The following is a 14,007-nucleotide window of genomic DNA, read 5'->3' as shown; positions in this document are numbered from 1 at the left end:
CTTATTGGGCCAGTAGCAGGAAGACGGTTGGCTTCTTGTGGAAGTCCGGCGCCTTGCCGGCGTCGAGCAGGCCTTTCCATTGCGCACCCGTGCGGGTGCGGATCGTTTCCGTTGGCAGGCTGATGTCGGTGGCCACGCAGATCAGCGTGCTGCCGTTGCATGCGCTGACCAGCGCTTCCAGCATGGCGGCGTTGCGGTAGGGCGTTTCGATGAACAGCTGGGTTTGCTTTTCCTGGCGCGAGCGGGTTTCCAGTTCTTTCAGGCGCTTGGCGCGTTGGGCTGCGTCGGTCGGCAGGTAGCCGTTGAAGGCGAAGCTTTGGCCGTTCAGGCCGCTGGCCATCACGGACATCAGGATGGAGGAGGGGCCGACCAGCGGGCGCACGGGGATATTGTGGGCGTGGGCCAGGCGGACCAGGTCGGCGCCGGGGTCGGCCACGGCCGGGACGCCGGCTTCGGAAAGCAGGCCGACGTCGTGGCCGGCTTTCAGGGGATCGAGCAGGGCTTGCAGCGCGGCTGGCGGCGTGTTGATGTTCAGTTCGCTGATCGCGATTTCCTGGATCGGCTTGGCGGTGCCGACTTGCTTCAGGAAGGCGCGCGCGGTCTTGGCGTTTTCGGCGACAAAGTGCCCGAGCTGACTGGTAAGTTGCTGCACATGCTGGGGGATGACCTGGTCCAGGGAGTCGGTTGGGCCGAGGGTGTTGGGGATGAGGTAGAGGGTGCCGTTCATTTTTTAAACTTGTAAACCGGTTTGGAAGAAACTGACCCCCGCGCTGCGCAGCATGCCGGTCAATGCAATCAGCGGCAAGCCGGTAAGGGCAGTCGGGTCGCTGGAATCAATGCGCTCGAGGATCGCAATCCCCAGCGCCTCATTTTTCGCGCTTCCGGCACAGTCATAGGGCTGCTCGATGCGCAAGTAGGCATCCAGCTCTTCATCCGGCAGGTCACGGAACTTGACCACGGTCTGGATATCTTCGAGCTGGTGCGTATTGTTGCGCCCATCCCACAGGCACAGCGCCGTATGAAATACCACCTCGCGGCCGCGCATTTTCTGCAATTGGGCAAGGGCATTGGCATGATTGCCAGGTTTGCCGATTTGCTCGTCGTCCAGTGTGGCGACCTGGTCGGAGCCGATCACCAGTGCGCCAGGATGGCGGGCAGCAACTGCAGCGGCCTTTTCGCGGGCCAGGCGCAAGGCGGTGGCGGAAGGCGTTTCGCCTGCGCGCGGGCTTTCATCGATATCCGGCACGTCGACCGAAAACGGCAAATGCAGGCGCGACAACAGCTCCCGGCGATAGGCCGAGCTGGAGGCAAGGATGATGTTGGTTGTTTTCATCAGGGAAATGTTATATGCTCTCTGCGCCGTAGAAAAAGCGCGAAAAGTCTCGCAAGTCTTTGACGTGGCGTGGAAAATCCTGTTATTATCGCAGGTTTTCGAGGGAAATTTTAGCCAATGAATGCTTTTGAGATCGACGCCTTTGAATTTTGTCGGACCAACAGCAGCAAGGAAGGGGTAACGCCCGTCGCTGAAATGACCCGGCTTAGCAAGGAATGCGCTAACAATTCCGGTGAGTTGACCTGGAAAGTGGAGGGCGGTTCCAGCAAACAGGGCTTCCCGCAGATGCGCCTGACCGTTGCCGGCAAGGTGCAACTGGTGTGCCAGCGCTGCCTGACCCCGTTTGATTATGAAATCGATTCGTCGACGCTCCTGATGCTCGGCAAAGACGATGCGGATGCGGACGAGATCGAAGAAATCATTGACGATGAAAGCATCGACGTCATCGTCGGTGCCCGTGCCATGAATCTCATGGACCTGGTTGAGGATGAGGCCCTGCTGGCCTTGCCGCAAGCGCCGAAGCACGAGGTGTGTCCAGATGCCTCGCTGGTCGACTCTGCGAAGAATGAGAAGCCTTCGCCTTTCGCAAGCCTCAAGGGCTTGAAGGCAAATTAAACGAATTAATCAGTTTGTAGTAGCAAAGAACGTGTCAAAACGCGTGCAGTAATCGAGTTTGGCATGGATGTAAAAGCTCGATTCGCATGTTTTTGCGCATCGGATGTGTTAAAATCTTAGAACTTTAGTATTAGGAGTCATCATGGCTGTTCAACAGAACAAGAAATCCCCGTCGAAGCGCGGCATGCACCGTTCGCACGATTTTCTGGTAGCACCGAACCTGGCCGTTGAGCCAACCACCGGTGAAACCCACCTGCGTCACCACATTTCGCCTAACGGCTTCTATCGTGGTCGCAAAGTGCTGAAGACCAAGAACGACGAGTAATCGACGTTTTTTGCCTTCGGCTACAAGACAAAGCGGTGCTACGCAGGATTTTCTGACGTTGCGCCGCTTTTTCTTTGAGTTATACAATGATAATCAAAATCTCTATCGACTGCATGGGTGGCGATCACGGCCCCTCAGTCACGATCCCCGCAGCAATCTCATTCCTCAAGCACGAACCGAACGCCGAGCTGGTCCTTGTGGGCCTGGAAGACGTCCTGCGCGCTGAATTGAAGAAACACCACGCCGAGGCCGAACCGCGCCTGAGCATCCTTCACGCTTCCGAACAGGTCACCATGGATGATCCGCTCGAGGTCGCTTTGCGCCGCAAGAAGGATTCGTCGATGCGCGTGGCTATTGAGCAGGTCAAGAGCGGCGCCGTGGCCGGCTGCGTTTCCGCAGGCAATACCGGTGCCCTGATGGCCGTTTCGCGCTATGTGCTGAAGACCATGGCCGGCGTCGACCGTCCTGCCATCTGCACCATCATGCCCAACAAGCTGGGCAAGCCAACCTATATGCTGGACCTGGGCGCCAACGTGGATTGCGAACCGCACCACCTGCACCAATTCGCTATCATGGGTTATGTGCTGGTGCAGGCAATGGAGGGCATTGAGCGCCCGACCATCGGTTTGCTGAACGTAGGCACGGAAGACATTAAAGGCAACGAGGTGGTGAAAGCCACGGCCGCCTTGCTGCGCGCCGACCACGAGCGCGGCGCCTTGAACTTCTACGGCAACGTGGAAGGGAACGATATTTTCAAAGGCACCACCGACATCGTCGTCTGCGACGGCTTTGTCGGCAATGTGACGCTGAAGGCCGTGGAAGGCCTGGCGAACTTGTTCAAGGTGGTGCTGACCGAAGAATTCAAGCGCAACCCAATTACCATATTGGGTGCGTTGATTGCGCGCGGTGCGCTGCGCATGATCACCCAACGCCTGAATCCTGCACGCTATAACGGCGCCGGCCTGCTGGGCCTGCGCGGCCTGGTCTTCAAGAGCCATGGCGGGGCAGGCGTGGAAGCCTTTGAATGGGCAATCCGCCGCGCTTACGAGGCGGCGCATCATGATTTGCAAGAGCATCTGTCGGCCATGATTGCCGAACTGATGCCGCAGGAAGAGACGACTACACAAACGAGAGACACGCATGACCCTGTACAGCAAGATCGTAGGCACGGGCAGCTACCTGCCTGAGAAACGCGTCACCAACCATGAGCTGGCAGCCCAACTGGCCGCCAAAGGCATCGAGACTTCGGACGAGTGGATTGTGTCGCGCAGCGGCATTTCCGCCCGCCACTACGCGGAGCCGGAGCAGGCTTCGTCCGACCTGGGCGTGATGGCTGCCAAGCGCGCGCTGGAAATGGCCGGCATGCAGCCGGACGATATCGACCTGATCATCGTCGCCAGTTCCACACCTGATTTTTACGGCAGCTTCCCGAGCACGGCATGCATCGTGCAGAAGAAGCTGGGGATGAGCAATAATTGCGCGGCGGTTGACGTGCAGGCTGTGTGCAGCGGTTTTGTCTACGCGGTGGCGACTGCGGACAGCTTCATCAAGTCCGGCATGCACAAGAACGTGCTGGTGATCGGCGCCGAGGTGTTCTCGCGCATCCTGAATTTCGAAGACCGCACCACCTGCGTGCTGTTTGGCGATGGAGCCGGCGCGATTGTCATGAGCGCGTCGCAAGAGCCAGGCATCCTGGCGTGCAAGCTGCATGCCGATGGCCGCCATTCCGAAGTGCTGCGCGTGCCAGGCAGCCTGTCCAATGGCGCGATTGCCGGCAGCGCTTTCCTGTACATGGATGGCCAGGCAGTGTTCAAGCTGGCAGTGTCGGTGCTGGAGAAGGTGGCTTATGAAGCGCTGGATGCGGCAGGCATGACTTCCGGCCAGATCGACTGGCTGATCCCGCACCAGGCCAATATCCGCATCATGAACGGCACGGCCAAGAAGCTGGGCATGAACCCTGAGAAGATGGTGGTGACCGTTGACCAGCATGGCAATACGTCGGCTGCCTCGATCCCGCTGGCGCTGGATGTCGCTGTGCGCGACGGCCGCGTGAAGAAGGGCGATGTGGTGATGATGGAAGGTGTGGGCGGTGGCTTCACCTGGGGTGCTGTCCTGGCGCGGATGTAATAAAATGCAGTCCTTTTTAGAATAAGAAGTCTAAAGGTTGAAAGATGAATAAATTCGCATTTGTGTTCCCTGGCCAGGGTTCCCAGGCCGTGGGCATGATGGAAGGCTTTGCCGGCAATCCGGTGGTTGCACAGACTATTGCAGAAGCTTCCGATGCACTGCAATTCGATCTGGGCAAGCTGATTGCCGAAGGCCCGAAAGAAGAACTCGACCTGACCACCAACACCCAGCCGGTCATGTTGACCGCTGCCGTGGCAGCTTACCGTGCCTGGATCGCTGCTGGCGGCCCGGTGCCAAGCGTGGTTGCCGGCCACTCGCTGGGCGAGTACTCGGCCCTGGTCGCCGCAGGCGTGATTTCGTTTAAAGACGCAGTGCCCCTGGTGCGCTTCCGCGCGCAAGCGATGCAGGAAGCGGTGCCAGTAGGCCAGGGCACCATGGCTGTGATGCTGGGCTTGTCCGACGAAGAGGTGCGCGCGGCCTGCGCCGAAGCGGCTGCCGCCGTGCCGGGCGAAATCGTGGAAGCTGTTAATTACAATGCGCCGGCACAAGTTGTGGTTGCAGGGCATAGTGCGGCCGTCGACAAGGCTTGCGAAATCGCCAAGGCGAAAGGCGCCAAGCGCGCCATGCGCCTGCCGGTATCGGCCCCATTCCACAGCTCGCTGCTGAAGCCAGCGTCGGATCGCTTGCGTGACTACATGGCGTCGATCCATTTCAACGCGCCGCAAATCCCACTGATCAATAACGTCGACGTGGCCGTGCTGAACGATCCGGCTTCGATCAAGGATGCGCTGGTGCGCCAGGCTGCCTCGCCGGTGCGCTGGGTGGAAACCATGCAGAAAGTCGCTGCCGAAGGCATCACGAATGTGGTTGAATGCGGTCCGGGCAAGGTCCTGATGGGCCTGGCCAAGCGCATCGATCCGGTCCTGGTTGGCGAAGCCATCTACGACCAGGCCACGCTCGAGCGCATGCTGGAAACCCTGAAATAAGACAAGGATGACAATGACTCTCGCTAATCAAGTAGCACTGGTGACCGGCGCTTCGCGCGGCATAGGCAAGGCAATCGCTCAAGAGCTGGCCCGCCAGGGCGCCAAAGTGATCGGCACCGCCACCACCGAAGCTGGCGCGGAAGCAATCTCGGCCTACCTGGCCGAAATCGGCGCCGAAGCAGGCAAGGGCATGGTGCTGAATGTCACCAACGCCGAACAGTGCGCTGCCATCATCGACGACATTTCGAAAACCTATGGTGCGGTTGGCATCCTGGTCAACAATGCGGGCATCACGCAGGACCAGCTGGCCATGCGCATGAAGGATGAGGAATGGGATAACGTGATCGCCACCAACCTGACTTCGGTTGGACGCCTGTCCCGCGCAGTCCTGCGCGGCATGATGAAAGCGAAGACTGGGCGTATCATTAACATCACCTCCGTGGTGGCATCGGCCGGCAACCCGGGCCAGATGAATTACGCTGCCGCCAAGGCGGGCGTCGAGGGCATGACCCGCGCCCTGGCCCGTGAAATCGGCAGCCGCAACATTACCGTCAACAGCGTTGCACCTGGTTTTATCGATACCGATATGACCAAAGCGCTGGGCGAAGACCAACATACGGCCCTGCTGACCCAGATTCCATTGGGCCGCTTGGGCAAGCCGGAAGATATCGCTGCAGCCGTCACTTTCCTGGCTTCGCCAGCAGCCGCTTATATTACCGGTACCACCCTCCACGTGAACGGTGGTATGTATATGAATTGATACGGTTATGCGGCATAATGCCGCACGATCGCATCATTTAATAGTGATTTCAACGTAGATCAAATCAAACGTCGAAATTAGTTTATAGGCGCGCAAACCTGCTAAAATGCGCGCTTTCCGTAACAACATATTGGAGCCATAACATGTCGGATATCGAACAACGCGTTAAGAAAATCGTCGCTGAACAACTGGGCGTCGCTGAAGCAGACATCAAGACCGAATCCTCCTTCGTGGACGACCTGGGCGCCGATTCCCTCGACACCGTTGAGCTGGTAATGGCACTGGAAGACGAGTTCGAAATGGAAATCCCAGACGAACAAGCTGAAAAGATCACCACCGTGCAGCAAGCGATCGACTACGCAACTGCACACGTCAAGGCCTAATCTAAGCCCTGACTCTCCGATCCACTCCGGGAGACTCGCTTGAGTTCTAAAAACCGTCGTGTAGTGGTCACCGGCCTCGGTGTAATTTCCCCCGTCGGCAACAGCGTTGCCGACGCGTGGAAAGCAATCACCGAGAGCAAGTCCGGGATCGCAAACATTACTAGTTTTGACGCGTCGGCCTTTTCCACCCGTTTCGCGGGTGAAGTGAAGGGCTTCAACGTCGAGGACTACCTCGACGCCAAAGAAGCGCGTCACATGGATAAATTCATCCACTTCGGCATGGCCGCTGGCATCCAGGCAATCCAGGATTCCGGCATTACCGTGACTGAAGAAAATGCCGATCGCATCGGCGTGATCATTGGTTCCGGCATCGGCGGCTTGCCGATGATTGAATCGCAGAAGGAAGACTACGACAAGCGCGGTCCGCGCCGTATCTCCCCATTCTTCGTGCCGGCCTCGATCATCAATATGATTTCTGGCAACCTGTCGATCAAGTACGGCATGCGCGGTCCCAACCTGTCCATCGTGACGGCTTGCACCACCGGCCTGCATTCGATCGGCGTGGCAGCCCGTGCCATCGAGTATGGCGATGCGGATGTCATGATCGCCGGCGGCGCGGAATCGACCGTTTCGCCATTGGGCCTGGGCGGTTTCGCTTCGGCTCGCGCACTGTCCTCGCGCAACGATGACCCAGCTACCGCGTCCCGCCCATGGGACCTGGACCGCGACGGTTTCGTGCTGGGCGAAGGCGCGGGCGTCATGGTTCTGGAAGAGTACGAACACGCGAAAGCGCGCGGCGCCAAGATCTATGCAGAAGTGCTGGGCTTTGGCATGAGCGCCGATGCATATCACATGACCTCGCCTCTGGAGGACGGCGCTGGTGGCAGCAAGTCGGCGCAAAACGCGCTGCGCAACGCTGGCATCAACCCTGACCAGGTGAACTATGTGAATGCACACGGCACCTCGACCCCGCAAGGCGACGTGGCGGAAGTCCAGGGTGTCAAGCGCACCTTCGGCGAGCACGCCAAGAAGCTGGTTGTCAGCTCCACCAAGTCGGCTACCGGCCACTTGCTGGGCGGCGCCGGCGGCCTGGAGTCTGTGTTCACCGTACTGGCAATCCACAACCAGGTGATTCCACCGACCATCAACCTGTTCAACCAGGATCCGGCATGCGATCTGGACTTCTGCGCCAATACCGCGCGTGACGCCACGATCAACTATGCGCTGAAGAACTCCTTCGGCTTCGGCGGCACCAACGGCAGCCTGCTGTTCGCTAAAGTCTAAACGGAACTTCCAAGCCTCGCCCTGGTCTTAGTGCCGGGGCGAGCGCTTCTGCTGTACCCCCAACTCATTTATTCCTATGTCGATCGCGGCATCTGTCGCTGTTCGTCCGTCGCCATGCCTGCGCGTTTTGCGGGCAGGGATTGTTGCGTCCGTGCTGGCCGTCGGCGCATGGAGCGGGCAGCCCTTGCTGGCGGCAGCGATGTTGGCGAGCCTGCGGCGCGAAGTCAATTGCAGCCACATTGATATTTCCGGTGTCGGAGAAATCCTGCTGACGGTATACCGGAAGCAGTGCAGGGCACGCTTGCTGGACGGTTGCACAGCCTGGCCGGGTGCCTTGCTGCTGCACCTGGAGCTGGAGGGAGGCCAGCGCCTCTGGCTGGCCCTGCTGCAGGATTCTGTTGCGGACGGCGGGTGGCGCCGCTTGCAGGCCGCAGTGCGGACCCAGCTTCAAAAAATGTGAACCAATCTTCGCGGGGCTGCTCTTATGAAGGTGGACCCAGATCGTGAGCTGGTGGAGCGGGCCCGGGCAGGGGAGCGGACGGCGTTCGACCTGCTGGTGGCGCGCTACCAGCGGCGCTTGTTGCGGCTGGTGCTGCGGCTGCTGCGCGATCCAGCCGAAGCGGAAGATGTGGTGCAGGAGACCTTCCTCAAAGCCTACCGGGCTTTGCCGCGTTTTCGAGGCGAGGCGGCGTTTTACACCTGGCTGTACCGGATTGCCCTGAACGGGGCGCGCAATGCGATATTGCGGCGGCGGCAGCGCAGCGCGCCGCAGGGCGTGGCGCCGTCCCAGCTGCCGGCCCCGGTGCCGGAGATCGGGACGCCGGAGTCGATGTTGCTCAGCAAGCAGGTCATGCTGGCGATTGATGCCGCCCTGATGGCGTTGCCGCTGGAATTGCGGACTGCCATCGTGTTGCGGGAAATCGAGGGCTTGAGTTATGAGGAAATTGCGCAAATCATGGAGTGTCCGCTGGGAACCGTGCGCAGCCGGATTTTTCGGGCGCGGGAAGCGATTGCACGGCGCTTGCGGCCTTTGCTGGATTTGCCTGTCGATAAGCGTTGGTGAGGAGGGGTAATGATTGTGCTGCCGGATGACGATGAAATAGCCGTGGGCGCCCAGGTCAATGCGGTGATCGGGGAGGCTTTGCGGCAGAGCGTGGCTGAAGTCGAGCCGAGCGCTGGCTTCCAGGCGCGGCTGGCGGCAGCGCTGGACGCGCTCGGGCAGGGCGGCCGGCCGGGACCGGCGCCGGCCGAACCCAGCGGGCAGGTGGCAGGCAAGGGCGAACAGATGGGCGTTGCAGGCGGGACGGGCAAGACGGACGAGCCGGCAAGCGGAGCGGGACAGGGTTCGGAGGCGGTTGAAGCGGCCTCTTGAAACATCGCAGGGTTGCCCGCAACATATCGTCACAATATCCGGCTCCCGTTTAACGCGAAGCTGATTTATATTGCTTGTTCTTCATTGACTTTCACTGAACGCAACCATGAAAAAAACCATGATTTCTGCGCTGGTCCTCAGTGCAGCCTCCCTCGGCCTGCCAGCCGTTGCCGGTTTCGCGCCCGCCTATGCGGCGGCTCCCGCCGTGGCCGGTTTGCCGGACTTTGCCGATCTCGTCGAGCGAGTCGGCCCGGCAGTCGTGAATATCCGTACTACCGAACGCATTACCCAGAAGGACGTCGACGCGGCCGGCCAAGCCGATGAAATGCAGGAATTCCTGCGCCGCTTCTTTGGCGGCCAGATGCCGCGCGGCCAGTCGCCGCGCCGCCGCAACCTGCCAACCCCGGGCCAGGAAATCCAGCGCGGCATCGGTTCCGGCTTTGTGGTGTCGGCCGATGGCTACGTGCTGACCAATGCCCACGTGGTCGATGGCGCCGACGAGGTCTATGTCACGCTGACCGACAAGCGTGAATTCAAGGCCAAGGTGCTGGGCGCCGACGCGCGTGCCGACGTGGCCGTGCTGAAGATCGATAGCGGCGGCAAGCTGCCTTACCTGACGATTGGCGACCCGAACAAGTCCCGCGTGGGCGAGTGGGTGATTGCGATCGGTTCGCCGTTCAACCTGGAAAACACCGTGACCTCCGGCATTATCTCGGCCAAGGCGCGCGACACCGGCGACCTGCTGCCGCTGATCCAGAGCGACGTGGCAGTCAATCCCGGCAACTCCGGCGGCCCGCTGATCAATATGCGGGGCGAGGTGATCGGCATCAATTCGCAGATCGCGACCCTGTCGGGCGGTTATAACGGCATTTCCTTCGCGATCCCGATCGACGAGGCGATGCGCGTGGCCGAGCAGTTGAAGAAGTCGGGCAAGGTGACCCGCGGCCGCCTTGGCGTGCAGATCGGCGAATTGAACAAGGATGTGGCCGAATCGCTGGGCTTGAAGAACAACAAGGGCGCGGAGGTGACCCAGGTCGAGCCGGGCAGCCCGGCCGACAAAGGCGGCCTGCGCGTAGGCGACGTGGTCATCAAGTACAACGGCAAGGAAATCGACCGCTTTGCCGACCTGACCCGCATGGTGCTGGGCACCGCGCCGGGCAGCAAGGCGACCCTGACCGTATGGCGCAAGGGCGCTCCGGCCGATGTGCATGTGACCGTGGGCGAGGCCGATCCGGACAACAAGGTGGCTGGCCGCACCGGCGGCAAAAAGGGCGAGAAGAAGGATGAGGCGCCGGCTACCGCGGCCAATGCGCTCGGCTTCGTGGTCAGCGACCTGACTGCGGCCCAGAAGCGCGAACTGGGCGTGAGCGGCGGCGTGATCGTCGAGGACACCGACGGCCCGGCCGAAGCTGCAGGCCTGCGCCAGGGCGATGTCCTGCTGATGCTGAATAACCAGGACATCGTCGATGCCAAGCAGTTCAATGCTGCCGTGGCCAAGCTCGATCCGAAGCGTGCCGCTGCCGTGCTGGTGCGCCGCGGCAACCAGGCGCAGCATTTCTCGCTGCGTCCGGCGCCAGCCTCCAAGTAAGCCGGCGCCCGCCGCGGCCGCGTGTTTGTCGCTCCCGAAGGCGGCAAGCCCGCGGCCCGGCGCGCTACAATGGCAGCCCGCGCCCGAGGGGGTGCAGCCCTGCCCACGCAAACACTGAATGCACTTCACGCTCTATTCCCGCTCCTACTGCCACCTGTGCGAAGACATGCTGGCAGCCCTGAATGCCCTGCAAACCCCGGAACGGCCGTTCACCGTCGAGGTGATCGACGTCGATGCCGATGAGGCGCTGGTGGCGCGATTCGATGAGCTGGTGCCGGTGCTGTTTGCCGAATTGAGCGAGCCGGAGCTCTGTCATTACTTCCTGGATGAAGCCAAAGTGCGTGCCGTGTTGTCGAAATGATTGCTTAAATAGCAGTATTTCACAGTCCCTCCTCTAGAAATCCGGCTTTCCCCTCTGAAATCCGGTAAAATGCCGGGGGTTACCCTTGCATTGATTTCCATAAAAAGGCGCTCGAGCGCCTTTTTGTTATAGCTCGTTTCGATTTTTAATGAACAACATTCGCAATTTTTCCATCATCGCCCACATTGACCACGGCAAGTCCACGCTGGCGGATCGCATCATCCAGCTGTGCGGCGGCCTGTCCGACCGCGAGATGGAAGCGCAGGTCCTGGACTCCATGGACCTGGAACGTGAACGCGGCATCACCATCAAAGCCCAGACCGCAGCCCTGAAATACAAGGCGCGCAATGGCGAGATCTACAACCTGAACCTGATCGACACCCCGGGCCACGTCGACTTCTCCTATGAAGTCAGCCGTTCGCTGTCCGCCTGCGAAGGCGCGCTGCTGGTGGTGGACGCGTCGCAGGGCGTGGAAGCGCAGACCGTGGCCAACTGCTACACCGCGCTCGACCTGGGCGTGGAAGTGGTGCCGGTGCTGAACAAGATCGACCTGCCGAACGCCGACCCGCCAACCGCCATCGCGGAAATCGAAGACGTGATCGGCATTGAGGCCGGCGATGCGGTGCACTGCTCGGCCAAGACCGGCCTGGGCGTGGAAGACGTGCTGGAATCGGTCATCGCCAAGGTGCCGCCGCCGAAGGGCGACCCGGAAGCACCGCTGCAGGCACTGATCATCGACTCCTGGTACGACGCCTATGTGGGCGTGGTGATGCTGGTGCGCGTGGTGAACGGCACCCTGCGCCCTAAAGAAAAGATTCGCCTGATGGCGACCGACTCGGTGCAGCTGGTGGAAGACCTCGGTATCTTCTCGCCGCGCTCGGTCTCGCTGCCGCAGTTGACCGCAGGCCAGGTTGGCTTTGTGATCGCCGGCATCAAGGAACTGAAAGCCGCCCGCGTCGGCGACACGATCACCCACGAGAAAAACGGCGCCCCGGCACCGCTGCCAGGCTTCAAGGAAGTGCAGCCGCAGGTGTTTGCCGGCCTGTTCCCGGTGGAAGCCAACCAGTATGACGCGCTGCGCGACTCGCTGGAAAAGCTGAAGCTGAACGACGCCGCCCTGATGTACGAGCCTGAAGTGTCGCAAGCGCTGGGCTTCGGCTTCCGCTGCGGCTTCCTTGGCCTGCTGCACATGGAAATCGTGCAGGAGCGCCTGGAGCGTGAGTTCGACATGGACCTGATCACCACGGCGCCGACCGTGGTGTATGAGGTCGAAATGCGCGACGGCACCGTGATCCACGTCGACAACCCGTCGCGCATGCCGGACCCGAGCCATATCAACGAAGTGCGCGAGCCGATCGTCACGGTCAACCTGTACATGCCGCAAGAGTATGTCGGCTCCGTGATTACCCTGTGTATCGGCAAGCGCGGCATCCAGATGGACATGGCCTACCATGGCCGCCAGGTGAAACTGGTGTACGAGATGCCGATGGCCGAAATCGTGCTGGACTTCTTCGACAAGCTGAAGTCGACTTCGCGCGGCTACGCCTCGATGGACTACGAGTTCAAGGAAAACCGCGCCGCCGACGTGGTCAAGGTCGACATGCTGATCAACAGCGAAAAAGTCGACGCGCTGGCCATCATCGTGCACCGCGCCAATGCGCCATACCGCGGCCGTGCCGTGGCGGCCAAGATGCGCGAACTGATCCCGCGCCAGATGTTCGACGTGGCGATCCAGGCGGCCATCGGCTCCAACATCATCTCGCGTGAAAACGTGAAGGCGATGCGCAAGAACGTGCTGGCCAAGTGCTACGGCGGCGACATCAGCCGTAAGAAGAAACTGCTCGAGAAGCAAAAAGCTGGTAAGCGACGCATGAAACAAGTGGGCTCCGTGGAGATCCCGCAAGAGGCATTCCTGGCAATCCTTCAAGTGGACGAGAAATGACACTGCAATCCATCCTGGGCAATTTCGCTTTAATCCTGTTCGTCCTGATGGTGGTGACGGGGATCATCTGGGTCCTCGACCTGGTGGTGTTCTCCAGGCAGCGCCGCGCTGCCGCCAACAAGGCGCTGGTCGAATACGACGAGCGCATGGCGCGTTCGGCCGCCAACGGCATCCGCATGGACGAGCAGGGCAATGCCCGCTCCAAGCTGGAAGCGGACATCCTGCGCCAGCCGACCTGGATCGAATATTCGGGCAGCTTCTTCCCGGTGATCGCGCTGGTGTTCTTCCTGCGTTCCTTCCTGTGGGAACCGTTCAAGATCCCATCGTCGTCGATGGTGCCGACCCTGCTGGTGGGCGACCTGATCCTGGTGAACAAGTACACCTACGGCATCCGCCTGCCTATCCTGAACAAGAAGGTGGTGCAGCTTAACGACCCGCAGCGCGGCGACGTGATGGTGTTCAAGTATCCGAAGGACATGAGCCAGGATTACATCAAGCGGGTGATCGGTGTGCCGGGTGATAAAATTGTTTATCAAAACAAGCGCTTAACAGTGAATGGCCAGGTGATCGGCTATACCCCGATGGAAGATTATCTGGAGGAAGGCACTCTTACTTACCAGAAACAGTTCACCGAGCAGCTTGGTGACGTGCAGCACCGTATCCTGAACAACGAGAAGATGCCGCCGGTCCAGATTGGCCAGGTGGACGACAATTATCCGCACCGCGAGGCATGCACTTATAACTACGAAGGTTTCTCGTGTGTAGTTCCTGAAGGAAATTACTTTATGATGGGCGACAATCGGGACAATAGTGCCGACAGCCGTATCTGGGGTTTCGTGCCGGACAAGAATATCGTTGGCAAAGCTTTCTTCGTCTGGATGAACCTGGGTAATTTCAATTTTGATCGTCTCGGCGGCATCCGCTGAGCAGA

17 protein-coding genes are annotated in these 14,007 nt (G+C 60.3%); 15 read left to right on the top strand and 2 right to left on the bottom strand.

Annotation, left to right across the window (positions count from 1 at the left end):
• Position 1 precedes the first annotated feature (1 nt).
• Both ASD58_RS00660 and ASD58_RS00655 read right to left on the bottom strand, forming a co-directional pair.
• Positions 2–727: an SAM-dependent methyltransferase gene (locus ASD58_RS00660; protein WP_057259041.1), complete on the bottom strand. Its 726-nt coding sequence runs from the start codon at positions 725–727 to the stop codon at positions 2–4.
• A 3-nt stretch (positions 728–730) separates the two neighbouring features.
• Positions 731–1,333 (bottom strand): Maf-like protein, encoded by a 603-nt coding sequence (locus tag ASD58_RS00655; protein WP_057259040.1) that lies wholly within the window; start codon positions 1,331–1,333, stop codon positions 731–733.
• Positions 1,334–1,450: 117 nt separating this feature from the next.
• Here ASD58_RS00655 and ASD58_RS00650 point away from each other — a divergent pair, with 117 nt between their 5' ends.
• The 15 genes from ASD58_RS00650 (at position 1,451) to lepB (ending at position 14,002) form a co-directional block, all read left to right on the top strand.
• Positions 1,451–1,948 carry a DUF177 domain-containing protein gene (locus ASD58_RS00650; protein ID WP_057259039.1) on the top strand — a complete coding sequence of 166 codons (498 nt, stop codon included), beginning with the start codon at positions 1,451–1,453 and terminating at the stop codon, positions 1,946–1,948.
• Between the two features lie 142 nt (positions 1,949–2,090).
• Positions 2,091–2,273 carry a 50S ribosomal protein L32 gene (gene rpmF / locus ASD58_RS00645; RefSeq protein WP_028104096.1) on the top strand — a complete coding sequence of 61 codons (183 nt, stop codon included), beginning with the start codon at positions 2,091–2,093 and terminating at the stop codon, positions 2,271–2,273.
• Between the two features lie 86 nt (positions 2,274–2,359).
• The gene (gene plsX / locus ASD58_RS00640; protein WP_082565148.1) at positions 2,360–3,460 is read left to right on the top strand and encodes a phosphate acyltransferase PlsX; all 1,101 of its coding nucleotides are present in this window, start codon (positions 2,360–2,362) and stop codon (positions 3,458–3,460) included.
• On the top strand, positions 3,414–4,400 hold the full coding sequence (locus tag ASD58_RS00635; RefSeq protein ID WP_057259038.1) for a beta-ketoacyl-ACP synthase III: 987 nt from the start codon (positions 3,414–3,416) through the stop codon (positions 4,398–4,400). The genes plsX and ASD58_RS00635 overlap by 47 nt, the downstream gene beginning before the upstream one ends.
• 44 nt (positions 4,401–4,444) lie before the next feature.
• On the top strand, positions 4,445–5,386 hold the full coding sequence (gene fabD, locus ASD58_RS00630; protein ID WP_057259037.1) for an ACP S-malonyltransferase: 942 nt from the start codon (positions 4,445–4,447) through the stop codon (positions 5,384–5,386).
• Positions 5,387–5,399: 13 nt separating this feature from the next.
• Complete coding sequence (fabG, locus tag ASD58_RS00625) at positions 5,400–6,146, top strand: 3-oxoacyl-ACP reductase FabG (RefSeq protein ID WP_057259036.1); 747 nt, start codon at positions 5,400–5,402, stop codon at positions 6,144–6,146.
• A gap of 143 nt (positions 6,147–6,289) precedes the next feature.
• Positions 6,290–6,529, top strand: coding sequence for an acyl carrier protein (gene acpP, locus ASD58_RS00620; protein ID WP_055936274.1), 240 nt, complete (start codon positions 6,290–6,292; stop codon positions 6,527–6,529).
• A 39-nt stretch (positions 6,530–6,568) separates the two neighbouring features.
• Positions 6,569–7,813, top strand: a complete 1,245-nt coding sequence (fabF, locus tag ASD58_RS00615; RefSeq protein ID WP_057259034.1) for a beta-ketoacyl-ACP synthase II — start codon at positions 6,569–6,571, stop codon at positions 7,811–7,813.
• Between the two features lie 76 nt (positions 7,814–7,889).
• The gene (locus tag ASD58_RS00610) at positions 7,890–8,273 is read left to right on the top strand and encodes a protein YgfX (protein WP_156401090.1); all 384 of its coding nucleotides are present in this window, start codon (positions 7,890–7,892) and stop codon (positions 8,271–8,273) included.
• A 24-nt stretch (positions 8,274–8,297) separates the two neighbouring features.
• The gene (locus ASD58_RS00605) at positions 8,298–8,876 is read left to right on the top strand and encodes a sigma-70 family RNA polymerase sigma factor (RefSeq protein WP_057259029.1); all 579 of its coding nucleotides are present in this window, start codon (positions 8,298–8,300) and stop codon (positions 8,874–8,876) included.
• A 9-nt stretch (positions 8,877–8,885) separates the two neighbouring features.
• On the top strand, positions 8,886–9,185 hold the full coding sequence (locus ASD58_RS00600) for a hypothetical protein (RefSeq protein ID WP_057259027.1): 300 nt from the start codon (positions 8,886–8,888) through the stop codon (positions 9,183–9,185).
• A 106-nt stretch (positions 9,186–9,291) separates the two neighbouring features.
• On the top strand, positions 9,292–10,773 hold the full coding sequence (locus ASD58_RS00595; RefSeq protein WP_057259025.1) for a DegQ family serine endoprotease: 1,482 nt from the start codon (positions 9,292–9,294) through the stop codon (positions 10,771–10,773).
• A 118-nt stretch (positions 10,774–10,891) separates the two neighbouring features.
• Positions 10,892–11,134 (top strand): glutaredoxin family protein, encoded by a 243-nt coding sequence (locus tag ASD58_RS00590; RefSeq protein WP_057259023.1) that lies wholly within the window; start codon positions 10,892–10,894, stop codon positions 11,132–11,134.
• A 148-nt stretch (positions 11,135–11,282) separates the two neighbouring features.
• Positions 11,283–13,076, top strand: a complete 1,794-nt coding sequence (lepA, locus tag ASD58_RS00585) for a translation elongation factor 4 (protein ID WP_057259021.1) — start codon at positions 11,283–11,285, stop codon at positions 13,074–13,076.
• Positions 13,073–14,002: a signal peptidase I gene (lepB, locus tag ASD58_RS00580; RefSeq protein ID WP_057259019.1), complete on the top strand. Its 930-nt coding sequence runs from the start codon at positions 13,073–13,075 to the stop codon at positions 14,000–14,002. The genes lepA and lepB overlap by 4 nt, the downstream gene beginning before the upstream one ends.
• The last annotated feature ends 5 nt before the right edge of the window (positions 14,003–14,007 follow it).

Origin of the sequence: Duganella sp. Root1480D1 (assembly GCF_001427305.1) — a bacterium.
GTDB lineage: Bacteria > Pseudomonadota > Gammaproteobacteria > Burkholderiales > Burkholderiaceae_D > Rugamonas.
The sequence above is the reverse complement of the archived record's forward strand: the minus strand, read 5'-3'. Positions and strand labels throughout refer to the sequence as shown.